This is a genomic window from Enterobacter sp. P82 (assembly GCF_037053385.1).
Classification (GTDB): domain Bacteria; phylum Pseudomonadota; class Gammaproteobacteria; order Enterobacterales; family Enterobacteriaceae; genus Enterobacter.
Window position 1 is genome coordinate 2065571 of the sequence record NZ_JBALHX010000001.1, and the last position, 26557, is coordinate 2092127.

25 protein-coding genes and 1 pseudogene are annotated in these 26557 nt (G+C 53.4%); 9 read left to right on the plus strand and 17 right to left on the minus strand.

Going from position 1 to position 26557, the window contains the following annotated elements; all coding sequences use genetic code 11:
- Positions 1-18 precede the first annotated feature (18 nt).
- Together WB237_RS09850 and WB237_RS09855 are read left to right on the plus strand one after the other, a co-directional pair.
- Positions 19-1233 (plus strand): MFS transporter, encoded by a 1215-nt coding sequence (locus tag WB237_RS09850; protein WP_336212653.1) that lies wholly within the window; start codon positions 19-21, stop codon positions 1231-1233.
- Positions 1223-2035, plus strand: a complete 813-nt coding sequence (locus WB237_RS09855; protein WP_336212656.1) for a Cof-type HAD-IIB family hydrolase — start codon at positions 1223-1225, stop codon at positions 2033-2035. Before WB237_RS09850 ends, WB237_RS09855 begins: the two co-directional genes overlap by 11 nt.
- A gap of 58 nt (positions 2036-2093) precedes the next feature.
- Here the strand turns inward: WB237_RS09855 and WB237_RS09860 are convergent, their stop codons facing one another.
- A complete protein-coding gene (locus tag WB237_RS09860; RefSeq protein ID WP_336212658.1) occupies positions 2094-3326 on the minus strand; it encodes an MFS transporter in 1233 nt (410 codons plus the stop codon).
- Between the two features lie 168 nt (positions 3327-3494).
- On the opposite strand from WB237_RS09860, the gene WB237_RS09865 reads away from it, so the two are divergent.
- The 3 genes from WB237_RS09865 (at position 3495) to deoR (ending at position 5666) form a co-directional block, all read left to right on the plus strand.
- Entirely contained in the window at positions 3495-4223 is a 729-nt protein-coding gene (locus WB237_RS09865) for a phosphatase PAP2 family protein (protein ID WP_336212661.1), read from the plus strand.
- A gap of 7 nt (positions 4224-4230) precedes the next feature.
- Positions 4231-4839 (plus strand): undecaprenyl-diphosphate phosphatase, encoded by a 609-nt coding sequence (ybjG, locus tag WB237_RS09870; protein WP_336212663.1) that lies wholly within the window; start codon positions 4231-4233, stop codon positions 4837-4839.
- 68 nt (positions 4840-4907) lie between these two features.
- Positions 4908-5666 carry a DNA-binding transcriptional repressor DeoR gene (gene deoR / locus WB237_RS09875; protein ID WP_336212665.1) on the plus strand — a complete coding sequence of 253 codons (759 nt, stop codon included), beginning with the start codon at positions 4908-4910 and terminating at the stop codon, positions 5664-5666.
- A gap of 39 nt (positions 5667-5705) precedes the next feature.
- Here deoR and dacC read toward each other — a convergent pair whose 3' ends face one another.
- The gene (gene dacC, locus WB237_RS09880; RefSeq protein ID WP_128347873.1) at positions 5706-6911 is read right to left on the minus strand and encodes a serine-type D-Ala-D-Ala carboxypeptidase; all 1206 of its coding nucleotides are present in this window, start codon (positions 6909-6911) and stop codon (positions 5706-5708) included.
- Positions 6912-7152: 241 nt separating this feature from the next.
- On the opposite strand from dacC, the gene WB237_RS09885 reads away from it, so the two are divergent.
- On the plus strand, positions 7153-7779 hold the full coding sequence (locus WB237_RS09885) for a glutathione S-transferase family protein (protein WP_028019335.1): 627 nt from the start codon (positions 7153-7155) through the stop codon (positions 7777-7779).
- On the opposite strand, the gene WB237_RS09890 is transcribed toward WB237_RS09885, so the two are convergent.
- Complete coding sequence (locus WB237_RS09890) at positions 7780-8898, minus strand: PQQ-dependent sugar dehydrogenase (RefSeq protein WP_336212669.1); 1119 nt, start codon at positions 8896-8898, stop codon at positions 7780-7782.
- 106 nt (positions 8899-9004) lie between these two features.
- Positions 9005-9388, minus strand: a complete 384-nt coding sequence (gene bssR, locus WB237_RS09895) for a biofilm formation regulator BssR (protein ID WP_336212671.1) — start codon at positions 9386-9388, stop codon at positions 9005-9007.
- Between the two features lie 216 nt (positions 9389-9604).
- Between bssR and rimO the strand changes: the two genes are divergently transcribed.
- Positions 9605-10930 (plus strand): 30S ribosomal protein S12 methylthiotransferase RimO, encoded by a 1326-nt coding sequence (gene rimO / locus WB237_RS09900; protein ID WP_128347870.1) that lies wholly within the window; start codon positions 9605-9607, stop codon positions 10928-10930.
- Between the two features lie 159 nt (positions 10931-11089).
- Here the strand turns inward: rimO and WB237_RS09905 are convergent, their stop codons facing one another.
- The 8 genes from WB237_RS09905 to WB237_RS09940 form a co-directional block, all read right to left on the minus strand.
- Positions 11090-11692, minus strand: a complete 603-nt coding sequence (locus tag WB237_RS09905; RefSeq protein WP_336212674.1) for a helix-turn-helix transcriptional regulator — start codon at positions 11690-11692, stop codon at positions 11090-11092.
- Positions 11693-11694: 2 nt separating this feature from the next.
- A complete protein-coding gene (locus WB237_RS09910) occupies positions 11695-12372 on the minus strand; it encodes an EAL domain-containing protein (protein WP_336212676.1) in 678 nt (225 codons plus the stop codon).
- A gap of 46 nt (positions 12373-12418) precedes the next feature.
- A complete protein-coding gene (locus tag WB237_RS09915; protein WP_336212678.1) occupies positions 12419-12928 on the minus strand; it encodes a fimbrial protein in 510 nt (169 codons plus the stop codon).
- 43 nt (positions 12929-12971) lie between these two features.
- Positions 12972-13487: a fimbrial protein gene (locus tag WB237_RS09920; protein WP_336212680.1), complete on the minus strand. Its 516-nt coding sequence runs from the start codon at positions 13485-13487 to the stop codon at positions 12972-12974.
- A gap of 18 nt (positions 13488-13505) precedes the next feature.
- Positions 13506-14516 carry a fimbrial protein gene (locus WB237_RS09925; RefSeq protein ID WP_336212682.1) on the minus strand — a complete coding sequence of 337 codons (1011 nt, stop codon included), beginning with the start codon at positions 14514-14516 and terminating at the stop codon, positions 13506-13508.
- Positions 14517-14550: 34 nt separating this feature from the next.
- The gene (locus tag WB237_RS09930) at positions 14551-17082 is read right to left on the minus strand and encodes a fimbria/pilus outer membrane usher protein (protein ID WP_336212685.1); all 2532 of its coding nucleotides are present in this window, start codon (positions 17080-17082) and stop codon (positions 14551-14553) included.
- Between the two features lie 51 nt (positions 17083-17133).
- On the minus strand, positions 17134-17811 hold the full coding sequence (locus tag WB237_RS09935) for a fimbrial biogenesis chaperone (RefSeq protein WP_336212687.1): 678 nt from the start codon (positions 17809-17811) through the stop codon (positions 17134-17136).
- Positions 17812-17873: 62 nt separating this feature from the next.
- Positions 17874-18404 carry a fimbrial protein gene (locus WB237_RS09940; protein ID WP_336212689.1) on the minus strand — a complete coding sequence of 177 codons (531 nt, stop codon included), beginning with the start codon at positions 18402-18404 and terminating at the stop codon, positions 17874-17876.
- Positions 18405-18811: 407 nt separating this feature from the next.
- On the opposite strand from WB237_RS09940, the gene WB237_RS09945 reads away from it, so the two are divergent.
- Positions 18812-19474, plus strand: coding sequence for a winged helix-turn-helix transcriptional regulator (locus WB237_RS09945; protein ID WP_336212691.1), 663 nt, complete (start codon positions 18812-18814; stop codon positions 19472-19474).
- A gap of 85 nt (positions 19475-19559) precedes the next feature.
- Positions 19560-20198 (plus strand): winged helix-turn-helix transcriptional regulator, encoded by a 639-nt coding sequence (locus WB237_RS09950; RefSeq protein WP_336212693.1) that lies wholly within the window; start codon positions 19560-19562, stop codon positions 20196-20198.
- A 130-nt stretch (positions 20199-20328) separates the two neighbouring features.
- Here the strand turns inward: WB237_RS09950 and gsiD are convergent, their stop codons facing one another.
- The 5 genes and pseudogenes from gsiD to iaaA form a co-directional block, all read right to left on the minus strand.
- Positions 20329-21240 carry a glutathione ABC transporter permease GsiD gene (gene gsiD / locus WB237_RS09955; protein WP_336212695.1) on the minus strand — a complete coding sequence of 304 codons (912 nt, stop codon included), beginning with the start codon at positions 21238-21240 and terminating at the stop codon, positions 20329-20331.
- 1 nt (position 21241) lies between these two features.
- Complete coding sequence (gene gsiC, locus WB237_RS09960; RefSeq protein ID WP_336212697.1) at positions 21242-22162, minus strand: glutathione ABC transporter permease GsiC; 921 nt, start codon at positions 22160-22162, stop codon at positions 21242-21244.
- 5 nt (positions 22163-22167) lie between these two features.
- Positions 22168-23706 carry a glutathione ABC transporter substrate-binding protein GsiB gene (gene gsiB, locus WB237_RS09965; protein WP_336212699.1) on the minus strand — a complete coding sequence of 513 codons (1539 nt, stop codon included), beginning with the start codon at positions 23704-23706 and terminating at the stop codon, positions 22168-22170.
- Between the two features lie 23 nt (positions 23707-23729).
- A complete protein-coding gene (gene gsiA, locus WB237_RS09970) occupies positions 23730-25601 on the minus strand; it encodes a glutathione ABC transporter ATP-binding protein GsiA (protein WP_336212701.1) in 1872 nt (623 codons plus the stop codon).
- A pseudogene (gene iaaA, locus WB237_RS09975) lies at positions 25588-26551 on the minus strand (beta-aspartyl-peptidase). The gene gsiA and the pseudogene iaaA overlap by 14 nt, the downstream one beginning before the upstream one ends.
- Between the last annotated feature and the right edge of the window lie 6 nt (positions 26552-26557).

Consider the following 26557-nt stretch of genomic DNA (forward strand, 5'->3'; position numbering starts at 1 on the left):
ACTTCTGGTGCTACCCCAATGTCGCTGACCTCTCCCCGTAAAGCCCTGCAGCTACGCCTGTGGGCGCTGTTTATGTTCTTCTTCATTCCCGGTCTGCTGATGGCCTCCTGGGCCACGCGTACCCCCGCCATTCGCGATATTTTGTCCGTTTCTACGGCCGAGATGGGTATTGTGCTGTTTGGTCTGTCGATAGGCTCTATGAGCGGCATTCTTTGCTCAGCGTGGCTGGTGAAACGCTTTGGCACACGGGCGGTGATCCGCACCACCATGTGCTGCGCTGTGTTCGGGATGATTGTGCTGAGCGTTGCGCTATGGTTTGCCTCACCGGTTCTGTTTGCCCTGGGGCTGACAATATTTGGCGGCAGCTTCGGTTCGGCGGAGGTCGCCATTAACGTTGAAGGGGCAACGGTCGAGCGCGAGATGAACAAAACCGTGCTGCCGATGATGCACGGTTTTTACAGCCTCGGCACGCTGGCCGGTGCGGGCGTAGGGATGGCGCTGACAGCCTCTGGTGTGAGCGCAAATCTACATATCCTGCTGGCAGCGCTGGTTTGTATCATTCCGATTTTGACCGGCATCCGGGCAATCCCTGACGGCACTGGTAAGAACTCCTCGGATGAACAACATTCTGCGGAAAAAGGGCTGCCTTTCTACCGCGATATTCAGCTGATGCTGATCGGCGTGGTGGTGCTGGCGATGGCTTTCGCGGAAGGTTCCGCCAACGACTGGCTGCCGCTGCTGATGGTGGACGGCCACGGCTTTAGCCCGACCTCCGGCTCGCTGATCTACGCCGGGTTTACGCTGGGGATGACCGTAGGGCGCTTTACCGGCGGCTGGTTTATCGATCGCTACAGCCGCGTGGCGGTGGTTCGCGCCAGTGCTCTGCTCGGAGGGCTGGGAATTGCGATGATCATCTTTGTGGATGTGGACTGGATTGCCGGCGTATCGGTCATCCTCTGGGGACTGGGCGCGTCGCTCGGCTTCCCGCTAACCATTTCGGCCGCCAGCGATACCGGTCCGGATGCCCCAACGCGCGTCAGCGTCGTGGCGACCACGGGTTACCTCGCCTTCCTGGTCGGGCCGCCGCTGCTCGGTTTCCTCGGCGAGCACTACGGGCTGCGCAGCGCCATGCTGGTAGTGTTAGGGCTGGTCATCATCGCAGCGCTGGTGGCGCGCGCGGTGGCAAAACCGGAAACGAATCAAACGACACTGGAGAAGGGATATGAGCGTTAAACTGATCGCCGTCGACATGGATGGTACTTTTCTGAGCGATGCCAAGACCTATAATCGCCCGCGTTTTCTGGCCCAGTATGCGCGCATGAAGGCGCAAGGCATTCGCTTCGCCGTCGCCAGCGGCAACCAGTACTACCAGCTGATCTCCTTTTTCCCGGAGATCGCGCATGAAATTGCATTTGTCGCCGAAAATGGCGGCTGGGTCGTGAGCGAAGGGGAAGATATCTTTAACGGTGAACTGTCGAAAACCCATTTTGAGACCGTCGCGAGCGTCTTAAACGACGTTCCGGGCATTGAGATTATTGCCTGCGGGAAAAGTAGCGCGTATACGCTGAAATGCTATGACGAGGGCTTTAAGGAGATCGCAGCGAAGTACTATCACCGTCTCGAAATGGTGAGTGATTTCGACAACCTGAACGATGTTTTCTTCAAGTTCGGGCTCAACGTGTCTGATGATGAAATTCCGCGTATTCAGGCGCTGCTGCATGAAAAACTGAGTGACATCATGGTGCCCGTCACGACCGGGCACGGCAGCATAGACCTGATCATCCCAGGCGTGCATAAAGCCAATGGCCTGCGGATACTGCAAAAACGCTGGGGCATAGACGATAGCGAAGTGGTGGCCTTCGGCGACAGCGGCAACGACGTGGAGATGTTGCGCCAGTCCGGGTTCAGCTTTGCGATGGCGAATGCCGGACCACATATTAAAGCGGCGGCGCGTTTTGAAGCGCCGCATAATAACGAGGAAGGGGTTTTAAACGTGATTGAGAAGGTGTTGAACGGGGAGGCACCGTTTAATTGATACCGTGCTGTCTGGTGCCCTCCCCCTACCCCTCTCCCAACGGGAGAGGGAATTAGACTTAAGGCTGCAGGGCGTTTCCGACGCGTTTGTCTTTCAGGAACACCACCATCAGTCCAACCCATAGCACGCCGTTGGCGAGGTTAAACAGGCTGAACAGTCCGTTGCCGCCCATCGCGTAAGCATGCTTGCTCACCTCGATACCGACGGTAAAAATCAGCATCTGCAACATCCCCATCGCCGCGGACACCGTACCTTTACTCATCTCGCTGGCAAACAGCGTCAGGCGTACCAGCCCGGCATTAGCCACACCAATCCCGAACGCATAAATGCTTAACCCTGCGGTCATCCACAGATACGCATGTGATGACACCACGGTGGCGACCGCCGCGATAATCAGCCCCGCAGCAATCGGCCAGCCGCCCATAATAATCAGCGAACGCACGGTGCGGCGTGACGTCAGACGTGCCAGCACCAGGTTACCGATTATCAACGCGCCGAAAATCGGCACCTGCAGCAGGCCGTACTCGTAGCTGCTGAGCTTTTCACCGCTGATGATAATGACCGGAGACTGCGCAATCCACGCCAGCAGCGGCAGGCTAACGAACCCCGTCGCCAGCGCACCCGCGACAAATCGTCCATTCTTCAGGACTTCTTTGTAATCCCGGCCCAGCTCTTTGAGCGAAAGTTTCTCGCCGATGCGGGTAGCGGTTTCCGGCATCGCACGGTGCAGGCCAAAGAATGAAATGGCGGCGAGAACCGCAAAGAGCACAAACATTCCTTCCCATGGCGCAACGTGCACCCATGCAGCCCCCACCAGCGGGCCGAGCAACGGGGCGATCAGCGCCACATTCGCCATCAGTGCGGTGATCTTGATACACACCGCCTCTTCAAACGACTCCTGAATGGCGGCATACCCCACGGCACCGATAAAGCACAGGCTCACCCCCTGCAGGAAACGCAGCAGGGTAAATTGTTCAATGTTTTGTGCCAGCAGCGTGGCAAGACAGGTCACGATAAACCACACCACACCGGTAAGCATCACCGGACGGCGACCAATACGATCCGACAGCGGGCCTAACAGCCACTGTAAAAACATGCCGCCGGCCAGATAGGCGGTCATGGAGGTCGGTACCCATTCAATTCCCGCGTTGTACTGTTCCACAACGGCCAGCATACCGGGCTGGATCATATCGTTGCCGATATAGGTAGAGAATTCGTAGAGCACCAGACACAGAGGAAAAAGCAACGCCTGACGACCCAGACGCGCTCCAGAAGAAGAACGGTTTAACATGCAATCTCTTTTTAATGACAAAATCGCGACGAGTGTAATGAAATGCCCCAGCCCGAGATAGTGATTTATCGAGGATAAACAGAAATAAGGCACATATCGTCTTCGTTTAAGGTTTCCTTAAGTTGACAGATTTATGATAGCCCCATTATTCGTCAACGACCCCAGATTATGGCACTCACTTCCAGCCGTTCAGAATTATCTAACTTACAGACAAATAAGACAAAACAACTTTACCGCTTACCGGCCCGCTTTTATGGTTACCAGCTTCTGGTCCTGATAGCCCTTGCCGTGCTGTTTACGTGGTTATCCCGCGATGAAACGCTCGACAAATGGGTGACCGGCTTTTGGTACGACGCGGCGACACAGAGTTTCCCGCTGCAGAAAGACCATCTGCTGGATCTGCTGAACCACCGCATGGCGAAGTATATCGCCATCGCCTTAGGTGCCGTGGCGCTGTTTTACGGCGCTTACACGCGTAACACAAGACTGGTTACGGCTGCGTTGTTGATGGGACTTGGCGCGCTGGTGGTTGGCGTACTGAAAAGCGTAAGCCATCACAGCTGCCCGTGGGATCTGGTGGAATATGGCGGTAAGGCTATTTCTTATCCCCTGTTCAGTTCCGTCCCTGCAGACAGCGGTCCCGGGCGTTGTTTCCCCGGCGGTCACGCGTCCAGTGGCTTTATGGTCATGGGCCTGTTTTTTGCCTTCTGGCGCGAGCGTCCACGTCTGGCATGGTCCTTTGTCGTACTTGGCGTGGTGTTAGGCCTGGTGATGGGTTATGGCCAGGTGATGCGAGGCGCACATTTCTTATCTCACAACCTGTGGGCTGGGTGGTGGGTTTGGTTTTCCCAGGTGGTGGTCTATGGCCTTGTTTCCACCCGGTTTGCTAAAGAGTAACGACGTTATGTTAGAGCAATTGAACTATGGACTGTTTTATCTGATCAACGCCACCCCGGCATCGCCAGAGTGGATGATTGATATCGCCACCTTTTTTGCCAAGGATCTGATCAGTATCGTGCCAGTGCTGGCCGTGATCCTCTGGTTATGGGGCCCGCGCAATCAGGTCGTCGCGCAGCGTCAACTGGTTATCAAAGTCGCGATGGCCCTTGCGGTAAGCGTACTGATGAGTTTTGCACTGGGGCATCTGTTCCCGCACGATCGTCCTTTTGTTGCCCACGCTGGCTATACCTTCCTGCATCATTCGCCTGATGACTCCTTCCCGAGCGACCACGGCACGGTGATTTTCACCTTTGCACTGGCATTCTTGTTCTGGCATCGCCTGTGGTCTGGTGCACTGCTGATGGTGGTGGCGGCAGCTATCGCCTGGTCGCGTGTTTACCTGGGCGTGCACTGGCCGCTTGATATGGTTGGCGGTTTCCTGGTGGGGCTGATGGGTTGCGTAAGTGCAGCGATCCTGTGGAGCCTCTTTGGTGAGGCGCTCTACCGTGGGATCTCCCACCTCTATCGTATCCTCTTTGCGATCCCGATCCGCAAAGGCTGGGTGCGTGACTAACCCTGGCCCAACAGGTTACACTTGGACCCCCGCCCTGCGGGGGTTCACTTTTTCCACGATGAGGTTCTATGGAAACACGACGCGATGACCGCATAGCTCAGCTGCTACAGGCGCTGAAGCGCAGCGATAAACTGCATCTGAAAGAGGCTGCCACGCTGCTTGGCGTCTCCGAGATGACCATTCGTCGTGATCTGAACAGCGATAGCGCGCCCGTCGTGCTGCTGGGTGGGTATATTGTGCTGGAGCCACGCAGTGCCAGCCACTACCTGATTAGCGATCAAAAAACGCGCCTGGTTGAAGAAAAACGTAAAGCCGCCCGGCTGGCGGCTTCGCTGGTACAGCCGCATCAGACGCTGTTTTTTGACTGCGGCACGACAACACCGTGGATAATCGAAGCCATCGACAGCAGCATTCCTTTCACTGCCGTGTGTTATTCGCTGAACACCTTTCTGGCGCTTCAGGAGAAACCCGAGTGTCGGGTGATCCTTTGCGGCGGTGAATTTCACGCCAGCAATGCCATTTTTAAACCGCTTAATCTCCAGGACACGCTCAGTAATTTGTGCCCGGATATCGCGTTTTACTCCGCAGCAGGCGTCAATGTGCGCCAGGGCGCGACCTGCTTTAATCTGGAAGAATTACCGGTGAAACACTGGGCGTTAAGCGCGGCGCAGTATCATGTCCTGGTAGTGGACCACAGCAAGTTTGGCAAGGTGCGTTCGGCAAGAATGGGGGAGCTGGCGCAGTTTGATGCCATCGTCAGCGATTGCCGTCCGGATGATGAGATAGTCGCCCATGCGAAGGCGCAGCAGGTGAAGTTGATGTATTGAGGTTGTGCCGGGTAAGCGCAGCGCCACCCGGCAAAAAACTTAGCTAAACCAGCTGCCAAACCAGCTATGGAATTTCATTAATACAAAATCCCACATCCGGCTGAAGAAGCCGCCCTCTTCGACCGCCTCCATCACAATCAGCGGACGCTGTTCAATCGACTTGCCGTTAAGCTGGAAATCAATCGTCCCCACCACCTGGCCTTTTTTCAGCGGCGCGGTGAGCTGCGGTTCGGTCAGGGTATAACTGGCTTTCAGGTTTTTAAGCTGACCGCGTGGAATGGTCACCGACCCAGCCTCACCGGCCCCCAGATTCACTTCGTTCTTGTCACCAAACCAGACGCGCTGGCTGACGAACGTGGCATCCGGTTTAATCGGCGTCACGGTTTCAAAGAAGCGGAATCCCCAGGTCAGTAATTTTTCTGATTCGTTAAAACGGATACGGTCGGTTTTGGTACCCAGTACCACCGAGATCAAACGCATGTCGCCCTGGGTTGCGGAGGCCACCAGGTTGTATCCCGCCCCGGCAGTGGTACCTGTCTTCATCCCGTCCACGTTGACGTTACTGCTCCATAGCAGGCGGTTGCGGTTCGGTTGACGAATTTTATTGAAGGTAAACTCTTTCTCTTTATGGATAGCGTATTCATCCGGCACGTCGTGGATCAGCGCTTTACCCAACAGCGCCATATCACGAGCGGTACTGAACTGGCCCGGCGCATCAAGACCGTGAACGGTTTTAAAGGTGGTGTTGGTCAGGCCCAGCTTTTGCGCATAGCCATTCATCAAGCCGATAAATGAATCCTGACTGCCGGCGACATAATCTGCCAGCGCGATACAGGCATCGTTACCGGACTGGATAATTACCCCTTTATTCAAATCAGAAACGGAAACCTGATCGCCTGGTTTGAGGAACATCACTGATGACCCCCGCAGCGCCGGGTTGCCAGTCGCCCAGGCGTCCTTCCCGATGGTGACCATATCATCAAGCTTGATCTTGCCTGCTTTTAACGCCTGGCCGACCACATAGCTGGTCATTATTTTGGTCAGACTGGCTGGATCGAGTTTCTCATCCGCATTGCCTTCCGCCAGCACTTTACCGCTGGAGTAGTCCATCAGGATCCAGGCGCGCGCGTCCACCGGCGGCGCTTCGGGCGCAGCCTGCTCAGCTGCGTAGAGAGTTGGTGCAAACAGGAAAAGGAGCGCAGAGCCTGTCGCAAGGCTGCGCAGAGAAGTCATTTTTCGCGTCATAAATGCCACCCGAGTGTCCATTCAAAAATTACGTCACATCACCGTGTCGCAAGAAGCGATGAGTAATAGCGCACTAAAACCGTTAAAGAAACCCAACGAGGGTAAAGTTATTAAAGTTTATGCAATAACATTCAGATACGCTTTGATTCAGGCGATTTTTTTGTCTTCTGTTGCGTAATTGTTAGGTTTATCTCACCATGGCAATAAGCTGACTCGGATTCACATCTCATCGGGAGTAAATATGATTACGCTGTGGGGCAGGAACAATTCGACCAACGTTAAGAAAGTACTCTGGACACTGGAGGAGCTGGATTTACCGTTCAATCAAATCATGGCTGGGTTATCGTTTGGTGTGAACAAAGAGGCCGACTATCTGGCCATGAACCCGAATGGCCTGGTGCCGCTGCTGCGCGATGATGAAACAGACGCGACGCTTTGGGAGTCCAACACGATTGTGCGTTACCTTGCGGCTCAGTACGGCCAGGGCCGTCTGTGGGTAGAAAACCCGGCTCGTCGTGCTCAGGGTGAAAAGTGGATGGACTGGGCGAATCAGACGCTTTCGCCAACCCATCGCGTGATCCTGATGGGACTGATCAGAACACCAGAAGCCGAACGTGACTACCCCGCCATCCATGCCGCACAGGATGCCTGTGAAAACCTGTTTGCCATGATGGATGACGAACTGGCGAAGCACAAATGGTTCTCCGGTGACGCATTTGGCACAGGCGATATCGCCGTCGCGCCGTTCGTCTGGAACCTGACCAACATGGGCCTGAAGTGGACGCCGCGCCCTCACCTTGAGCGCTGGTTAAAGCAGCTTAGCGATCGACCGGCATACCGTAACGTCGTGATGATCCCGGTAACCTGATTATGTTCCGGACGGGCTGACTCTCAGCAGTTTCCCGTCCGTCTCATCGGTCAGGACATACAGATACCCATCCGGTCCCACCCTCACATCACGGATACGCTGATCCCGGTCGCCCAAAATCCGCCCGTCTTCCGTCACTTTATTGCCGCTCACGCTCAGCACAATCACGTCTTTTTCCTTCAGTGCGCCGATAAACAGTTTGTTTTTCCACTGTGGAAAAACGTCGTTGTTGTAGAACGCCATACCGCTCACGGCGGGTGAGACTTTCCAGACAAACAGCGGTTTTTCGGTTCCCTCAACGTGCTCACCTTTAGCTTCCGGGATTTTCAGGCCACTGTAGTTGATACCGTGCGTCGCCAGCGGCCAACCGTAGTTTTTCCCTCTCTCCGGGATATTGATTTCATCTCCGCCGCGCGGACCATGCTCGTTAAGCCACAGCGTGTCGCTCCAGGGATTCATCGCCATCCCCTGCGGGTTACGAATGCCGTAGGACCAGATTTCAGGCCGCGCGCCAGAGATGTTCACGAACGGGTTATCCGCAGGCACTTTGCCGTCTTCCGTCAGGCGTACCACTTTGCCCTGCAGTTTATCCAGTTCCTGCGCCGTCGGTCGCTGGTTATTCTCACCGAGCCCAATAAAGAGATAGCCTTTACCATCGAACACCAGTCGCCCACCAAAATGGTTACCGGTAGAGAGTTTCGGCATCTGGCGGAAAACCACCTGGAAACCGTCAATACGTGAAAGATCGTCGCTCAGGCGACCATAGCCCACCGCCGTTCCGGCTTTGCCGTCCTCCCCGGCTTCGGCGAAGCTTAGCCAGACGCGGCGCGATTTTTCAAAATCCGGGGCGAGAGCCACGTCCAGCAATCCTCCCTGCCCGTTCCCCCATACCTTCGGCACGCCGACAATCGGAGCGGAAAGCCCGCTCCCGGCCTGCCAGTGTTTGAGTTGACCTCCCCTGAGGGTCACCAGCAGCCCTTTATTACCCGGCAGAAACGCCAGAGACCAGGGATGATCGAGTCTGTTTTGTAACACCTCGACGTTGACCGCGACCGGTGCAGCAAGAAGAGAAAATGAAAATAACAACGCAGGCAGGAAAATCAACGAGGATCGAGGCATAACGCGCTCCTTTAACGGCATATGGCTTAAAGGTTAGCCATAACGCCCGGGCACGTTATCACTTTTACAAAAGCTTAATCAGAAGGGGGAGTTGCCTCCCCCCGATTCAGGACTGTTCGAGCTTCTCGTGCTCGTTCAGACACATGATGCAAAGAGAGAGCGTTGTCAGGCAGTTTTCAAGCTTCTCCGCGTTAACAGCGATAAAATTCGGGCAGTCGTGGCGTCCGTTCATCAGGCACACCCCTGCAATGGAGAGCACCTCAGCGGCGCGACGGAGCGCTATCAGCTCACTTTCGCAGTATTCCGCTTTCAGGGTCGGTGCTTTTTCACGCATAAAATTACATAGTTCAAACAGATTATCACGCAGATGTTCGCTTTCGCTGACTGACATATACCCTTTTGCCTTCCTCAACTGCAGGTACGCGGCCAGGTCGATTCGGGCGTTGATCAGCTTGTTCAGCAGATCGCGTTTCAGTCTGTCAACGGACATTCTCTTTCCTCCTCTGTCAGCCATTTTGCACATTCAGAATAAGGTTATTTTTTGTACAGTTTAATGCCTCAGATCAATAAAACATAACTGATTAACATCATTTACAATGTTACAACACCAGCCAACCGCATCCACCTTGCAAAGAGTGTATAAATCCCCCGCGATACGCTGTAAAATCCCGCCCTGATAACTCCATAATTGATGAATTTTTAACCTATGAGCAATGTTACGCACCAGCCGAAAATCGGCTTTGTCTCCCTGGGCTGCCCGAAAAACCTGGTGGATTCCGAACGTATCCTGACCGAACTGCGCACCGAGGGCTATGACGTGGTGCCAAGCTACGACAACGCCGATATGGTAATCGTTAATACCTGCGGGTTTATCGACAGCGCGGTTCAGGAGTCGCTGGAAGCCATCGGTGAAGCCCTGACTGAAAACGGCAAAGTGATTGTGACCGGCTGCCTGGGCGCGAAAGAGGATCAGATCCGCGAAGTGCACCCGAAAGTGCTTGAGATCACCGGCCCGCACAGCTACGAGCAGGTGCTGGAACATGTTCATCACTACGTGCCAAAACCAAAACACAACCCGTTCCTGAGCCTGGTGCCAGAACAGGGTGTGAAGCTGACCCCGCGTCACTATGCGTACCTGAAAATTTCTGAAGGCTGCAACCACCGCTGCACCTTCTGCATTATCCCGTCCATGCGTGGCGATCTGGTAAGCCGTCCAATTGGTGAAGTGCTGGCGGAAGCGAAACGTCTGGCTGACGCGGGCGTGAAGGAGCTGCTGGTCATCTCCCAGGACACCTCGGCCTACGGCGTGGACGTCAAACACCGCTCCGGTTTCCACAACGGCGAGCCGGTGAAAACCAGCATGGTGGGCCTGTGCGAACAACTTTCTAAACTGGGTATCTGGACACGTCTGCATTACGTCTACCCTTATCCGCACGTTGACGACGTGATCCCGCTGATGGCGGAAGGCAAAATTCTGCCGTATCTGGATATCCCACTGCAGCACGCCAGCCCACGCATTCTGAAGCTGATGAAACGTCCTGGCTCCGTTGATCGCCAGCTGGCACGCATCAAGCAGTGGCGTGAAATCTGCCCGGAACTGACCCTGCGTTCCACCTTTATCGTCGGCTTCCCGGGTGAAACCGAAGAAGACTTCCAGATGCTGCTCGACTTCCTGAAAGAAGCGCGTCTGGACCGTGTAGGTTGCTTCAAGTACAGCCCGGTAGAAGGCGCAACCGCCAACGAGCTGGCGGATCAGGTGCCGGAAGAGGTAAAAGAAGAGCGCTGGAACCGCTTCATGCAGCTGCAACAGCAGATCTCTGCCGAGCGTCTGCAGGAAAAAGTGGGTCGCGAGATCATGGTCATCATCGACGAAGTTGATGAAGAAGGCGCAATTGGCCGCAGCATGGCGGATGCCCCTGAAATCGACGGTGCGGTCTACCTGAACGGCGAAACGAACGTTAAACCGGGTGATATTATTCGCGTGAAAGTTGAAAACGCGGACGAGTATGATTTGTGGGGTAGCCGGGTTTAATCATCCCACAGAATAACCACTGATGACATAGCGCTTATCGGGCATAACCCGGTCCCGATAAGCTCTTGCGGTCAGGATAGTACAATGACCGCAAACGCGCGAAGGTGGCAGCGCAACGGCAGATTGTCTATGCTTTTGTTGAGGCGTTTGCTGTAATAATTAGATTGCGCTTTTTTGGTTCAGCCTGCCTAAAAAGCGAAACAGGTCATAATCATTTCTCAAGCAAAATTTTCGCATGATCAAATATTTATGAGCTGTAACTGTCTTATAGGTGATATTCATCTTTGTCGCGATCTCCTGAAACGAATATCCTCTATTCAATCCAGTGATTATTTCAAGCTGGGTGAGAGATAGCGAAACATGTTTACACCCGAAGCACGATTTATATCCTTGAAATTCCTGAATCTCTATCCATTTTCTCCAGGCGACAGTAAGTTTTCGCGTAATTTCACTCAGCGGTTCGCGCCGCAGGATATAGACTATATCGACAAAGCAGGATGGTGAAATTCTGGAATCATCCTCTTCATCTACTAAACCAATTATTATACCCTTTTGCCGCGCGCGTAGCTCCGGAAGACAGATGTAACGTTCACCATTGCAAAGCGAAAGAATAATCACATCGGCGGTAGCAATATTATCCGATGTATAGTCGGTGGTAAATTCAACGTGACGTTCAAACCGCTTACAGAAAAAATCGCTAAGGAAGTACTTCATACCTCTTCGAAACAGGAGGTCTGGCTCCTTTATCAAAATCTTTAGCATGTTCAAACCGCTGTATAGCTGATATAGAATTGCTCTTCAGGCCACATAAACCCCTGAAGAAAATGGCTTCCACTCTGTTCGGCTATGTCATAATGCTGGCTATTTTCCACCCCTTCCACGAGCACAAATTGAACGTATCGGGAGCACTCTACAATAAGCGGGGTTAAGGATGAAGGCTCTAACAGTACTACGCTCTTATCAATTTTAACCCCGTCGAATCGCGCCAATTCGTTGGCTAAATCGCTGCACTGCGCTGGCAAAACATCATCCAGCCACAGCTCTGCACCCATGGATTTGATCATCCTGGTATGGGCGTAAAACGCCTGGCGCTCGACACGTGACAGCGAAATAAAGCCGTGCGGATCCTGCACTTCAAGAACAATCCCCTCCCGCAGCCACGGGAGAAGTTGTTCAATAACCTTTGAAGAGCAGAGCAGTCTGGCGAGAACGTTTAAATAATAACGTTTCCTGTTTTTCATTTTATAAATAATCTGCAACTGCCAGCACAGGATATTCAGGCAGGACTGTTCGGTTTGCGAAGCAAAGTACTGTTCAGGATTAATCCCCGGCTGCAACAAACTTAATATTTCCCACGCTTTAATCACTTTTTCAGCCACGGAATAAATAGGTTGAAAACGTATTCCACGTACCGCGTTTTCAAAGGGTAAACGATAAGGCATAGTGCACCTGTAAATAAATAGCAGAGGTTTATTGGCGGGGAGTAATCTACTGCCAGGTAAAATCGACGTTCATGACCGACTGGAATGTCCCGGCGGTGGCACTCCCCTGCGGGGTAAACATTCTGGCCGATAGCGGGAAGGAGGCTGAACGCGTGCTAATGTTGACGTTCTGAGTCAGTGAATCGCCCGGTGCCACTATCTGGCTACGATCGCGACTGGCGATGCGCAGCGCCATATTGGTGCTGGTGCCGCTATTCTTCCATGCGGTGGCGTCCTGGGGATCGGGCGTGCCGCTAACTGTAGCCCTCACTTTGGTCGTTCCGGCCGGCCAGTTGGTGAGCAGCAGGTCAAAGTCCTGCCACTCCCCGCCTTCTCCTGCAGTTTGCAGATCCCGACGTTGCAGGGTGCCTAAATCCACAGTTTTGTTGACCGTGTCCGTATCCACCGTGCAGGGGCTGACAACCACCTGGCCGCTTAACGTCAGCGACGCATCAGCAAACGATAGCCATGGCAGCATCATCATGAATGCGCCAGTTAGCCATTTACATTTATGCATGAGAAATCTCCGTTGCGCTCCAGCAGGCGGGAGCGCATTCAGGCTATTGATATTCAAAGGTTGCGGTAACAACCGCGCTAATACTGCCTGGCATCACGCCGCCATTCTGGGTATAAGCGCGTGCCCGGAATTTGTAGGTATAGGCATTACTGGCGATGGTGCCGGAAATAGTTTTGGTATTTCCCAACTGATCCCCTGCCTGACTTTGTACCTGAACGGCCAGGTTCGTTGCCGTGCCGGTGTTACGATACATATCAGCTGGGTTAAAGAGGTCGGCGGTGCCATGCATGGTCATAATGGCTTTCGTTGTGCCTGCAGGACAGCTGTTCAGGTTGATATCAAAATTGACCCAGTCGGTGGCCGCGCCTGCGGTTTGCAGCGAGGATGCCTGGATACTTTGTCCCAGATCGACCGATTTCGTAATACTGTCGCTGCTGACCTGACAAGGAGAGGCAATAACGTTGCCGGTAATGTTTAACGTTACCGGATCGGCTGCACTCACAGCGTTAATGTTTATCATGGCCATAGCCACAGCAGCTAATACACTTAACTTTTTCATTTTATTTTTTCCTTGCTATTATTGATAAGTAAGATTTAACGTGGCTGATACGTTAGCCTTCCCAGTAGTAACGGTTGTTTTTGTTTGATAATACCGTACGGTAATAGGGAAGGTTTCCTGCCCGCCTGAAGATTGTTTCAGCACAATACGGTTATTCAAAACCAGTGGGCTGCCATTATATAAAATCTGCACGCCAACACCTTTAGCCACATCGGCACTTCCCTGGTTAGTTAAGGCCAATACGCTTGTCGTTCCAACGTCAGGATTTTGCGTTCCATTTAATACTACGTTAATGTTTGCACCAGCATCACAATTCAAGCCGAGATTTTGAGTATTACTTGCGTTGGCTGGCGTAGTACCAACGGCACTTCCGAAACTTGATGCCAGAACATCACCAATTGGAAAAACTAAGTTTGGTGTTGTAATAGAACATGCAACTTGAATAATACTTCCTGAGCCAGCATAAACAGGTATATTGCTGACCTGAGAACCACCGCCGAACTGGGCAGTAAATGCAATAAAAGCTGCTATTTGCCCTGATAGTGACCCAGAAGCGATATTCCCTGTTTTCCATAAGAGAATAATTGGCTGGAACTTATAGTTATCATATTCGCCAGGGTTACTTGACCATGAATAAATTTGAGTATCCGTGGTCGTAATATAGTTATTGCCTGTAAATCCTGCTGCGCCTGCTGTGCTTTGCTCATACCAACCGAAGGATATACCTACGCCGGGAACATTTGTTTGATAAACCCTGACACCACTGGAAGAAGTAAATTGATATGGGAGTATTACACTCTTCATACCTGTACTTGACCCCTCTCCGCCAGTAGTTTGGCATATATAAGCTTGAGCAAGACTGCCATATATTTCATTAGAAATAGGCTGACCTACTGGCAGGTCCCGTTGAACGACGATACTGCCATAGTTAATAGTATAAGGTGAACCAATAAAAGTATAGTTACAGCAGTATCCTGACACACCTGAAAACAACCCAGTAATTAGCAAAAATAATTTAAATAATTTCATATAGCACCTTATCTTATAAAGAAGTGAACGATATTTAATGACACATTTCATTTATTATTATCACTCCTTCCCCGGATTGATTCTCACCATTGTAATTCACTTGACATTTGCTTTTTATGTCATCTCCCCACACAACATTCAAGGTGAATTTCTGAGAAAGTCCCGTTAAATATACCTGGCCTTTATCACCTACAATAAAAGCTTTATTGTTTTCGTCTTTTACCGTTGCAATAGCGCCAAATGGAACGAATTGACCACCCGCCATGGTTAAATTCATGAGCACTCTCATTCCAATATTTGCGTTGAAGTTTGCACGAACAACAGCGCCACGCGTTGGAATCACCGTTTTGTTGGTCAACTCCAGCTCCACGTCATTCGGCAGGGTTTCAGTCATCAACGCAACGTCATTTTTACGGTACGGCGTCAGGTTGCTTACTGCGGTATAGCCACGCCAGTCGGTTTTCGCCCCGCTCTGGTTCTGGATGCCCACCCCTTTCGCCCCTGGCGCTTTTACCAGCACGTTGGTCTCTCCCAGCGGCTGCGAGAAGGTCACACCATCGGCATGAGCAATAATCCCGCCCTGCACACCGTAGTTCAGACGATCGCTGTCTTTGTCGTAGCCGTAACCCGCCGTCACTTCACCGTAGGTACCTTTGTAATCAGCGTTAGCGTTGCCGGTATAACCTACGCCATCGGTGCCATAACCCTGCTGTACGTTCCAGTTCAAGGCATTGTTCTCCAGTGCCGAACCGTTCAGGCCCACGTTGTGCGTAGTACCATTGTTCTTACTGTGGTTCATGCTGTAGTTGGCCCAGGTACGTGGCAGGAATTTCTCCATCGGCACGCTGATGTTCAGCGCAATCTGCTGATCCTTGTCGTAGCTGGTTCTGTGTCCATAGCTATCGTTACTGCCGTTTTTGCTATAGGTATAGGTGATCCCGTAGGTCACGCTGTTCCAGGCGTTGTTATACCCGGCGCTGTAGGACTCCATGGTCTTACCGGAATTCCAGTAATCCTCACGCACGGCGCTCAGCATCAGCGAACCAAGATTCTGTCCGATGTTCTGGCTCATGGTCAGCTCGGCGCGATTGCGGCGGCGGTCCTGCAGTGCACTGTAATCCCCGTAGGAGTCCATGACTTCCTGCATACCGTAATAGCCGCTGGTAGAGTAGCGGTAGCCAGCAATGGCAAAGTTAGTGCCTGTCTCAACAAAGTTTTTGCTGTAGCGGATCCGCCACGACTGGCCGCTGCTCTTCGGCATATCCTTCGGGGTGCCCCACGACTGGGTCACGTCGGTGGAGAACGCGCCGAAGTCGCCCATGTTTTTACCAACACCCGCAGCCAGCGCCTGATACTTGCTCGACTCCTGCACACCGCCGTACAGGGTCAGACCATACGGCAGGCCATAAATGCCGGTGAGCTGAGCAAACGGGGTTTTCTCCACGTCGCTGTTGTACGAGCGGTACTGACCGCCAGTGATCGCGTACTTGAAGCGCCCTTCACGCTGCAGCACCGGCAGTGATGCGAAGGCCACGGTGAAGTGCTGCTCGCTGCCATCGCTCTCTTTCACGGTGACATCAAGATCCCCTGCGCCGCCGGTCGGGTACATATCCGTAATTTCAAACGCACCCGGTGCGACATAGCTCTGGTAAATCTGATACCCGTTCTGGCGAATGACCACCTGCGCGTTGGTGCGCGCAATACCGCGCACTACCGGCGCATAACCTTTCAGCGAATCCGGCATCATGTCGTCATCGGAGGCCAGTTGGGCCCCGCGGAACGGGATACTGTCGAACACGTCCGCCGGGGAGGAGCTGTCACCGGTGGTAAGCTGCGCCTTCAGCGGAATAATTGCCCGCTGGCCGTAGGTATAGACCGTATCCCACTTGTCGTTGCCATTGCTGTCGCGGCTCCAGGTGGTGTAGTTACGCAGCCGCCAGGGGCCGATATTAATGCCCGGACGCAGGTTGGCGTACTGGCTGTTGCTGTCGCTGCCATTGCCGTTACGTGCCCGGTTGTTAGATCCACTGAGGCTGTAGTTCAGCATCGCGGCGGTGATCCCTTCGTCCCACATCTCGGGCGGTACGTAGCCGCGCGCCTGCGGGGAGAGTGCCGCCTGCGGAATGCTGATCACCAGACGCTGGGCGCTGAAAAGAAACTCCGCAGAGGCCTGGGGGATCGCGTTTAACTTCGCGCACTCACCGCCGGAGGCCAGATCCGGGAACAACTCGGTCTTCACGCCCCAGCTTTTCAGCTGGGCGACGCTCAGACAGGGCTGCAGCGACGCTTCGCCATCGGCACCCGTCACCGCGTCAAATTTAATCTCGCGGGTGTCAACAACCTGTTCGCCAAGTACGATATCGACGCGATAGGTACCGGGTAACTGAGAACCTGACTCAAACGCTGACAGATCCGCCCCTTTCATGCCGGGGTTATCCAGCTCAATCAGTTCAGGGTTAAAATAATCGCGAGCATGAGCGGTTATTGAAACCGCCCCCAGAGCAAATGCGATTAAAAACGCGAGACGTGCAGGTTTGAATAATAATTCCTGCTTATGGCTACTCATCAAATCTTTACTCCATCGGTACGAAACAGGTGTCCTTTACCCCAGGGCGGATCACATCGTGGCGTTATGTACGTTTCCGGTGCCGCCGTAATCGTTAATAATTTTGAAGGTTACCGCCCCGCCGCTGACCCCTTTCGGCAGATCGAAACGCGCAGTGGAACCTGGTAATACGTAAGAGATGTTTTCCAGTTTTTTACCGTTCACGTTTATTTCGTTGAAATTCATTACCACGTTGGTGGGATTGGTGACCTGAATTTGGTTACCGCTGCGCTGCCAGGTTAATTTGCCCGCCAATTCTTCAGGAATAACGCCATTTAAGGCTGCCGGACGGTAAATTAATTTGATGCGGGTTTTCACCGCAATTTGCAGGCTATTGTCTTTGCGCGGTGCCGCCGGAATGGCTTTAATATTTAGCCAGTACAGCGACTCTTTATCCTGGGCAACCGAACCGGCTAATACAATACGCTCCACGTTCTGCTGATCTTTATCCAGGCGATACAATGGTGGCGTAATAATAAAAGGTGCTTTCTCAGCCCCCCCATTTGGCGTTTCGACCCACGACTGAATTAAATAAGGCGTCGTGTCGGGGTTATTGACGCTAATAGAGGATTCCTTTTTATTGCCGTCATAAATAACGCGCGTCCCACCAATTACCACTCCGGCATTGGCCGCTGAAACGCCAGCAGAAAGCAGCGCACAGGCAATTAAAGATTTACTCAGAAAGTGCATTTTATACCTCGATAAAAAAGGGGCCTAAAAGCCGGCCCCCTGTTGTTTTCCGGCAAAGGAAATTAGTTGTAAACCACAGAGAAGTTGGCTACAGAGTTAGCTGGACCCGCAGTTACTGAAGCAACGGTAGATTTGTACTGAGCGTAGAAATCCAGGGTGTTGTCAGCAGTTGAAGAGAGCGCATAGCTGTAGCCGTTAGAACCGTGCAGCGGCAACTGAGCCTTATCAGCTGTCATCAGGTTGATACCAACACCGGTAGCAGCGCCAGCCACAGAGCTGTCGATAGCCAGCAGGGTAGAATCAGTTGCATCAGGTGTACCGTCGAAACGCACAGCAGCTGAAGTTACGGTTGCCGGGCAATCTTTCAGCACGATGCTAAATTTAGTTGCAGCAGTCTTGTCGCCAGCAGCAGTGAATTCAGACTTGTTGTATTTGCCCAGCTCAACGGTCTGGTTCTGAGAACCGACGTCAACGGTGCACGCTGCGTCCAGAATTTCACCGTTGAAGTTTACGGTGCCCGCAGCAGCGAATGCGTTAGACATAGACAGCGCAGCGGTAGCAACGATAGCAGCAGCGATAATATTCTTTTTCATAAATTTATTTCCTTAATAACCCTATAAGTTTCCGAAACTCAGGCGACAACATCCAGACAGTCTGATGACCATATATTTTTTTTGCGCCAGTCATTTCATTTCTGTTGTGCAACAGGCAGAAAGCAAAGATATTCATCAAATAACTTTATTTTCACGCTCTCACTTGCTGATGCGAAATTTATAGAACTTAAACGAAGAGCACAAATAAAATTTAGGCCAACCGTAGACTTTAAACTTAACATTTAGCTAACGCGTGAAAGCGTTTTAAATAGAACAACGCCCTTTATTAAATATTTGTTAAAACCCTGGTCCACAATGGCACCAATACAATATGTATTTATAAGATCATCAGATCAATAATCTTCCGTGCATCTTTTCCTGTATAAAGATCGTCTGGAGTTAAGATAATGAACACCAAAATCACAACCGGTACCAACCCGGGGATAACATCTGCACTGGGGACAAAACCCGTCGCTGACATCGAAAAAATAATCGAACAAACATCTCCATTTGCGACAAGCTTTCGGGCTAATAAAGGCGAGATTTTACGTTATTATTCAGGCAATAAACGAACCTGTTATTTACTTCATCAGGGAAGCATCACGCTGAACCGCAGGGGGGATGGTATGGTGTTAAATTCAGAGCAGGCCACCTTTATTCTGGGCGTGAGCAATCAGTTTTCTCAAACCGAAAACCTCTATATTCGGGTCAATGAGAATGCTCTAATGAGCCGTTTACCACTTGAACGTTTCAACCTGTTGATTGAGAGTTTTAACCTGTGGGAAAGCATGTGCAAAGTCCTGGTTTATACCGCTTCGCGCGTATATGAGCATTGCACCCTGGTATCGCAAATGTCCTCGTATGAGATCATACGCTTTCAGTTGCTGGAGTTGATGAACGAATCAGAGCGGATCCGCGCTAGCATGACGGCGGCCAATTACATTAAAAATCGAACTTACCTTTCGCGTAGCGGCATCATGCGCATCCTCGCGGAGTTGCGTCAGGCAGGTTATATCGAGGTTAATCGGGGTATTTTGGTCGCCATCAACCATCTGCCGTTAAAGTATTGATTTACCGCCCATATCTCGCTGAGAGCTGACGCGAAAAACAAACTATACTTGTCAACAAAATACGCATTTTTTGACAGGCAGACAAATGGCAACAGAAACATCTCAATCCTCGATTTTACGCAAATCACAGTATTCCCGTGAGCTCATGGAGTACCTGAAACGCGATGCCGAGGTAAAAAAATTTTTACCCCGTCGTCATTTGTACATGCAGGTTGGCGAGGAACGTTTGTGTTATCTCCTTCTCAAGGGCCGTGTGACTTATTATCGTCGTAGCGACGATCTGGCAGTATCTACGATCTCGGCCCCGGGTGTGGTGGGTATTGGTAATTTACAGCAGATGCAACAGGATGGTTATATTAAAACGCTGGTCGCCTGTGAAATAGCGATTCTTAAAATGTCGACAGTTTACGAAGTGGTCAGCGCAAACCAGCTTTGGGAACACGTGGCAAAGCATATGATGGACATTGCCGGTAGGTTATTTGTCCACAGCAAACACCTTTCTGCACCTTCCGCCTATGACATGATCCGGCTCCAACTCATAGAGTTATTCAATGAAGAACCCGCGATCAGAAATTACATCACCGTTGAAAAGTATATCCGTGATAAAACTCATCTGTCGCGCAGCGGCGTGATGCGCATTCTGGCGAGTTTAAAAGAGGGGGGATACATTGAAATGCACCGCGGCAAGCTGATCAACATCGTTAAGCTGCCGGAGAAATACTGAGGACCCGTGTGCTCCGCAGGCCGGGCGAACGGTACTGCCGCCCGGCGCTTTAAAGTAGGATTGTAGCATTGCTCGTCAACGCTTCGCTTGCGCGGGCCTACAGGTTTGGAGCCGTGGGTAGGTTTATCCACTACCCCTTAATCCTCGGATCCAGCGCGTCGCGCAGCCCGTCACCCAGCAGGTTAAACGCCAGCACGGTCAGAAAAATCGCCAGGCTCGGGAAGATCGCCACGTGCGGCGCGATCACCATGTCTGCTCTCGCCTCATTCAGCATCGCGCCCCACTCCGGCGTCGGTGGCTGCGCCCCTAATCCCAGAAACGACAGGCTGGCCGCCGAGATAATCGACACGCCAATACGCATCGTAAAATAGACCACAATCGACGACACCGTCCCCGGCAGAATATGGCTGAACAGGATCGTGGCGTCGCTGGCCCCCATACTGCGCGCCGACTCAATAAACGTCTGCCTTTTCAGCACCAGCGTGTTGCCGCGCACCAGACGGGCAAAGGCCGGAATGGAAAAGACCGCCACCGCAACGATCACGTTCGCCATGCCGCTGCCCATGATCGCCACCACCGCAATCGCCAGCAGAATACCCGGGAAGGCAAACAATACATCGCAGATACGCATGATGATGCGGTCCCACCAGCCTTCGTAATACCCGGCAACGAGACCCAGCACGGTACCAATGGCCGCGCCAATCAGCACCGCGAACACCCCGGCGGCTAGCGAGATCTGCGCCCCTACCAGCACGCGACTAAAAATATCGCGCCCCAGCGAATCCACCCCAAACCAGTGCATCACGGAGGGACCGTCATTCAGCCGGTCGTAATCAAAATAATTTTCCGCATCAAACGGCGCTATCCACGGGGCAACGATCGCCAGAATGATGAGCAGTAGCACAAATAACCCCGCCGTCATGGCAACCGGCTGACGGCGAAAGCGCCGCCAGAATTCGGACCACGGCGTGCGGATATGTTCCGGTTTGAGCCCCGGCATAGCGTTTAAAACGGCCTGACGTCGCCAGTTTAACAATCGCATCTTACTTATACCTGATGGCCGGGTTAATGGCGGCGTAGAGGACGTCGACCACTAAGTTGATAAGAATAAACTCCAGCGAGAAAAGCAGGACTTCCGCCTGAATCACCGGGTAGTCGCGCATCTCAACGGAATCGACCAGCAGACGCCCCAGCCCCGGCCAGTTGAAGACCTTTTCCACCACAATAGAGCCGCCCAACAGGAAGCCAAACTGTAGCCCCATCATCGTTACCACCGGGATCATCGCATTGCGGAACCCGTGCTTGAGAACGACCCACTTCTCGCTAACCCCTTTCGCCCGCGCGGTGCGGATATAGTCTTCGCTAAGTACGTCAACGAACGAAGCGCGGGTAAAGCGGGCCATCACCGCCGCAACGGCAGCCCCCAGCGTCATGGAAGGCAGGATGTAATGCTTCCAGGTATCGGCGCCGACGGTCGGCAGCCAGCCCAGTTCAACGGAGAAGATCTGCATCAGCAGCATCCCCAGCGCGAACGCCGGGAAAGAGATACCGGTCACCGCCAGCGCCATACCGAGCTTATCCGGCCAGCGGTTGCGCCAGACGGCCGCGACAATTCCGGCCCCCAGCCCAAACAGTACCGCCCAGCTCATACTGGCAATCGTTAACCAGAATGTTGGCATAAAACGGCTGGCAATCTCTTCCGACACCGGGCGGCGTGACACCATCGAGGTGCCAAAGTCGCCCTGCAGAACGTTGCAGATATAATGAAGAAACTGCATATACATAGGCTGGTCGAGACCCAACTGCTTACGCACCAGGTCAATGACGGTGGCATCCGCTTCAGGCCCCGCAACCAGACGCGCCGGATCGCCCGGCAGCATATGGACAAACAAAAACACCAGCACCGCCACAATCAGCAGCGTCGGGATAAGCCCCAGCAAGCGTTTACAAACATAATTCAGCATGAGTGTTATTTTATATCCGCATCGTCAAAGCTAAAGCCGGTGTCCGGCATGATGTAGAAACCGGTCAACGCTTTGTTATGGGCTGACACCAGTTTCTCGACCACCAGCGGCACCCACGGTGACTCTTTCCAGATGATATCCTGCGCATCTTTGTAGAGGCGGGCCTTCTCTTCCGGTTTGGTGGTTTTCAGGGCATCTGCCAGGTCTTTGTCCACCTGCGGGTTACTGTAGAACGCGGTATTGAACAGGGTTGGCGGCCAGTTCTGCGAAGCGAACAACGGTGATAACGCCCAGTCGGCTTCACCGGTCGAGGCCGTCCAGCCGGTGTAGAACATCCGCACACCACTCTCTTTTTGCCCTTTACCTTCCACTTCAGCCGCACGCTGTCCGGCATCCATCGCGGTGACCTGCACCTTAATCCCGACCTGCGCCAGTTGCTGCTGGGTGAACTGCAGCACCTTCTGTGCGGTACTGTGGTTGTGCGACGACCACAGCGTGGTGCTAAACCCGTTCGGGAAACCCGCCTCTTTCAGCAGCTCGCGCGCTTTGGCCGGATCGTACGGCCACGGCTGATAGCTTTGCGCATACGCGATAGCCGGTGGCAGCACGCCGGTCGCCGGAATGGCATAGCCGGCAAAAGCGACTTTCACCAGCGCCTGACGGTTAATGGCATAGTTGATGGCCTCACGTACCTTCGGGTTATCGAACGGCTTTTGCGTTACGTTCATACTGATGTAGCGCTGCATGATGGACGGGCTGGCCACCAGCTCAAGCTTACTGTTTTTCTGCAAAATGGCGGCCTGCTCATATGGGATCGGGAAAGCAAACTGCGCCTCGCCGGTTTGCAGCATCGCCGCGCGGGTGTTGTTGTCCACCACCGGGCGCCAGGTAATGGTGTCCAGCTTCGGCAACCCCTGCTGCCAGTATCCGGCGAATTTTTTCACCTTCACAAAATCGGTCTGGTTCCAGGTGAGCAGTTCGTACGGGCCGGTCCCTACCGGATGGAAGCCGATCTCTTTACCGTATTTTTTCAGTGCGGCAGGCGAAATCATTACCGTCGCCGGATGCGCCAGGATGTTGATAAACGCAGAGAACGGCTCTTTCAGGGTGATTTTTACCGTTGTCGGGTTGACCACCTTGGTGCTGGCGATGTTTTTATAGAGGTTATAGCGCTTGAGGCTATTTTCCGGATTACTGGCGCGGTCGAGGTTAACCTTTACCGCCTCCGCATTGAAATCTGTACCATCCTGGAATTTCACGCCGGTTCTGAGCGTGATGGTATACACCAGCCCGTCGTCGGATACGGTGTACCCCTCAGCCAGAACGTTTTTGAGCTTCATCTCTTTATCCAGACCAAAGAGACCCTGATAGAACGATTTCGCCACCGCCTGAGAGAGCGTGTCGTTGGCGTCATACGGATCCAGCGTGGTGAAATTGGAGCCGACGGCCACCACCACATCTTTGGCAGCGAACGCGGGGCCAGCAGCCAGGGCTGCCGTCACGCTCGCAGCTAACATCCATCTACGCGCGACAAATTTAACCATTGTGTTCTCCTGCCTGTTGTAAGTTATAGCCGCGAAAAGGCGTTGTCCTGACGCGGGGGGGCCACAAAATGACCCGGACCGACTTCACGCAGCGTGACTCGCTCTACGACCTCGCCGCGTTTACGAATATTGCCCGGCATTTCATCCTGCAGCAGCACGCGCTGGCCGTGACGATGCGCCGGATCGGCAACCGGTACAGCAGCGATAAGCTTGCGCGTGTACGGATGCTGTGGGTTCTCAAACACCGCTCTTCGCGGACCAATCTCCACGATTTGCCCCATCAACATCACCGCCACGCGATGGCTGATACGTTCTACCACCGCCATATCGTGTGAGATAAACAGGAAGGCGATGCCCATATCCCGCTGTAAATCGAGCAATAAATTGATGATCTGCGCGCGGATAGAGACATCCAGCGCCGAGACGGACTCATCGGCAATCACCACTTTCGGGTTTAACGCCAGCGCACGGGCAATACAAATACGCTGCCGCTGACCGCCGGAAAACTCGTGCGGATAACGCCAGGCATGTTCCGGCTTCAGGCCGACGCGTTCCAGCAGCCAGGCCACGCGACGCTGTGCCGCGTCGCCATCGAGCAGGTTATGTACCCGCAGCGGCTCCATAATCGAGTACCCCACCGTATGGCGTGGATCGAGGGAGGCGTACGGATCCTGGAATATAAACTGGATATCCCGCCTTATCGTCTGCAGCTTACTGTCTGGCAACGTATCAATGCGTTCGCCGTTAAAGGTAATGCTACCTTCCTGAGATTCCACCAGCCGGAGCAACGCGCGCCCGGTAGTGGATTTCCCACAGCCGGACTCTCCCACCAGTGCCAGCGTTTCGCCTGGCCATAAATCAAAACTGACGTTTTCCACTGCATGCACTTCGCGCTTCACGCGATTAAGAATGCCGCTGCGCAGTGGAAAACGGGTGACCAGATCGCGCACCTCCAGAATAGGCTTGCCTGGCACCACCGTGTCCTGCTCGCGTTCCTCCACCTCCGGCCCTGTTGCTTCAGGGGAAATCAACGGGAAGCGGCGCGGTAAATCACTGCCGTTCATAGCCCCAAGACGCGGGACCGCCGCCAGCAGCGCTTTGGTGTAAGGGTGAACGGGCGCGTGGAAGATTTGCTCAACCGTACCGGTTTCCACCGCATTGCCCTTGTGCATCACCAGAACGCGATCGGCAATATCGGCGACCACGCCCATATCATGGGTGATGAAAATCACCCCCATTTCCATCTCCTGTTGCAGCACCTTGATGAGCTGCAGGATCTGCGCCTGGATCGTCACGTCCAGCGCCGTGGTCGGTTCATCGGCGATCAGCACTGCCGGGCGACAGGAGAGCGCCATCGCAATCATCACCCGCTGGCGCATGCCGCCTGAAAGTTGATGCGGATAACGTGCCAGAATGGCTTTCGCCTCCGGAATGCGCACCAGCTCAAGCATCCGTCTGGCTTCTTTGAGTGCTTCATCGCCGCTCAAGCCCTGATGTAACCGGATGGATTCGGCAATCTGTTCCCCGACCGGGAAGACCGGGTTCAGGGAGGTCATCGGCTCCTGGAAGATCATCGCAATATCCGCCCCGCGCACGCCCTGCATCTGGGTGCCGCTCAGCGTGTTTAAATCAATCACCTGGCGGTTGCGACGGCGCAGGAGTATTTTCTCGCTGCTGATTTGCCCACCTGTCTGTTCCAGCAGACGCATCAATGCCAGCGCGGTGACCGATTTTCCGGAACCGGATTCACCGACAATGGCCAGCGTTTCGCCGCGTCTGAGCGAGAACGATAAATTCTGTACTGCGGGGATGAACTGCCGCTCTTCCTGAAACGCAATATTCAGTTGATGGACAGCCAGCACTTCGCGGTTGTCCAGCTCTTCACTGTGCGGCACGTGTTGCCCCCTTATTCACGATAGATCCCGGTACTGGGTTCATCACCGGCATATCCCCATGCGCGGTACATGCCTTCGCTGTTGAACGGCAATGCCACATTGCCCTCACGATCCACCGCAATGAGCCCGCCGACGCCGCCGAGCGCAGGCAGTTTTTCCATGACTACCCGCTCACAGGCCTCAGCCAGACTTAAACCACCGTAATCCATCAGCGCAGTGATGTCATAGGCCGCGAGCGCGCGAATAAACACTTCTCCGGTTCCGGTACACGATACGGCCGCCGTCGCGTTATTGGCATAGCAGCCGGCACCGGGCAATGGACTGTCGCCGACACGTCCCGGCAGTTTGTTGGTCATTCCACCCGTGGAGGTGGCTGCCGCGAGGTTCCCGGCTTTATCGAGTGCCACCGCGCCGACCGTGCCCATTTTGGTGGTTTCATCGAGCGGTGCAGTATGGTCAAGCTGCGTCATGCCCGCCGAACGGGCTTCCAGAAGCTGCTGGTAACGCTCCGGCGTTGAAAACAGGTCAGGAGAAACAGATTCCATTCCGTGTTCACGGGCAAATTTTTCCGCGCCTGCGCCCGTCAGCAGCACATGCGGACTCTCTTCCATGACCAGGCGCGCAGCCAGCACCGGGTTCCGTAGATGGCTGACACCTGCCACGGCCCCTGCTTTCAGGGTAATACCATCCATCACGCAGGCATCCAGTTCGTGCGTTTCATCCCGGGTAAAGACTGAACCGATCCCCGCGTTAAATAACGGGCACTCTTCCAGCAAACGAACTGCCTCAGTGACCACATCCAGCGCGCTTTCGCCCGCTTCCAGCATTTTCTGGCCTGTTTCCACAATGGCATACAGCGCGTCTATATAGCGCTTTTCCTGTTCGGGACTAAGCTGTGCACGGGTGATTGCCCCGGCGCCGCCATGAATTGCGATTACCGCATTACCCATTCACAT

Coding starts and splice junctions, on each gene's coding strand:
- WB237_RS09850 (WP_336212653.1), top strand. CDS start 19: ATGTCGCTGACCTCTCCCCGTAAAGCCCTGCAGCTACGCCTGTGGGCG.
- WB237_RS09855 (WP_336212656.1), top strand. CDS start 1,223: ATGAGCGTTAAACTGATCGCCGTCGACATGGATGGTACTTTTCTGAGC.
- WB237_RS09860 (WP_336212658.1), bottom strand. CDS start 3,326: ATGTTAAACCGTTCTTCTTCTGGAGCGCGTCTGGGTCGTCAGGCGTTG.
- WB237_RS09865 (WP_336212661.1), top strand. CDS start 3,495: ATGGCACTCACTTCCAGCCGTTCAGAATTATCTAACTTACAGACAAAT.
- ybjG (WP_336212663.1), top strand. CDS start 4,231: ATGTTAGAGCAATTGAACTATGGACTGTTTTATCTGATCAACGCCACC.
- deoR (WP_336212665.1), top strand. CDS start 4,908: ATGGAAACACGACGCGATGACCGCATAGCTCAGCTGCTACAGGCGCTG.
- dacC (WP_128347873.1), bottom strand. CDS start 6,911: ATGACGCGAAAAATGACTTCTCTGCGCAGCCTTGCGACAGGCTCTGCG.
- WB237_RS09885 (WP_028019335.1), top strand. CDS start 7,153: ATGATTACGCTGTGGGGCAGGAACAATTCGACCAACGTTAAGAAAGTA.
- WB237_RS09890 (WP_336212669.1), bottom strand. CDS start 8,898: ATGCCTCGATCCTCGTTGATTTTCCTGCCTGCGTTGTTATTTTCATTT.
- bssR (WP_336212671.1), bottom strand. CDS start 9,388: ATGTCCGTTGACAGACTGAAACGCGATCTGCTGAACAAGCTGATCAAC.
- rimO (WP_128347870.1), top strand. CDS start 9,605: ATGAGCAATGTTACGCACCAGCCGAAAATCGGCTTTGTCTCCCTGGGC.
- WB237_RS09905 (WP_336212674.1), bottom strand. CDS start 11,692: ATGCTAAAGATTTTGATAAAGGAGCCAGACCTCCTGTTTCGAAGAGGT.
- WB237_RS09910 (WP_336212676.1), bottom strand. CDS start 12,372: ATGCCTTATCGTTTACCCTTTGAAAACGCGGTACGTGGAATACGTTTT.
- WB237_RS09915 (WP_336212678.1), bottom strand. CDS start 12,928: ATGCATAAATGTAAATGGCTAACTGGCGCATTCATGATGATGCTGCCA.
- WB237_RS09920 (WP_336212680.1), bottom strand. CDS start 13,487: ATGAAAAAGTTAAGTGTATTAGCTGCTGTGGCTATGGCCATGATAAAC.
- WB237_RS09925 (WP_336212682.1), bottom strand. CDS start 14,516: ATGAAATTATTTAAATTATTTTTGCTAATTACTGGGTTGTTTTCAGGT.
- WB237_RS09930 (WP_336212685.1), bottom strand. CDS start 17,082: ATGAGTAGCCATAAGCAGGAATTATTATTCAAACCTGCACGTCTCGCG.
- WB237_RS09935 (WP_336212687.1), bottom strand. CDS start 17,811: ATGCACTTTCTGAGTAAATCTTTAATTGCCTGTGCGCTGCTTTCTGCT.
- WB237_RS09940 (WP_336212689.1), bottom strand. CDS start 18,404: ATGAAAAAGAATATTATCGCTGCTGCTATCGTTGCTACCGCTGCGCTG.
- WB237_RS09945 (WP_336212691.1), top strand. CDS start 18,812: ATGAACACCAAAATCACAACCGGTACCAACCCGGGGATAACATCTGCA.
- WB237_RS09950 (WP_336212693.1), top strand. CDS start 19,560: ATGGCAACAGAAACATCTCAATCCTCGATTTTACGCAAATCACAGTAT.
- gsiD (WP_336212695.1), bottom strand. CDS start 21,240: ATGCGATTGTTAAACTGGCGACGTCAGGCCGTTTTAAACGCTATGCCG.
- gsiC (WP_336212697.1), bottom strand. CDS start 22,162: ATGCTGAATTATGTTTGTAAACGCTTGCTGGGGCTTATCCCGACGCTG.
- gsiB (WP_336212699.1), bottom strand. CDS start 23,706: ATGGTTAAATTTGTCGCGCGTAGATGGATGTTAGCTGCGAGCGTGACG.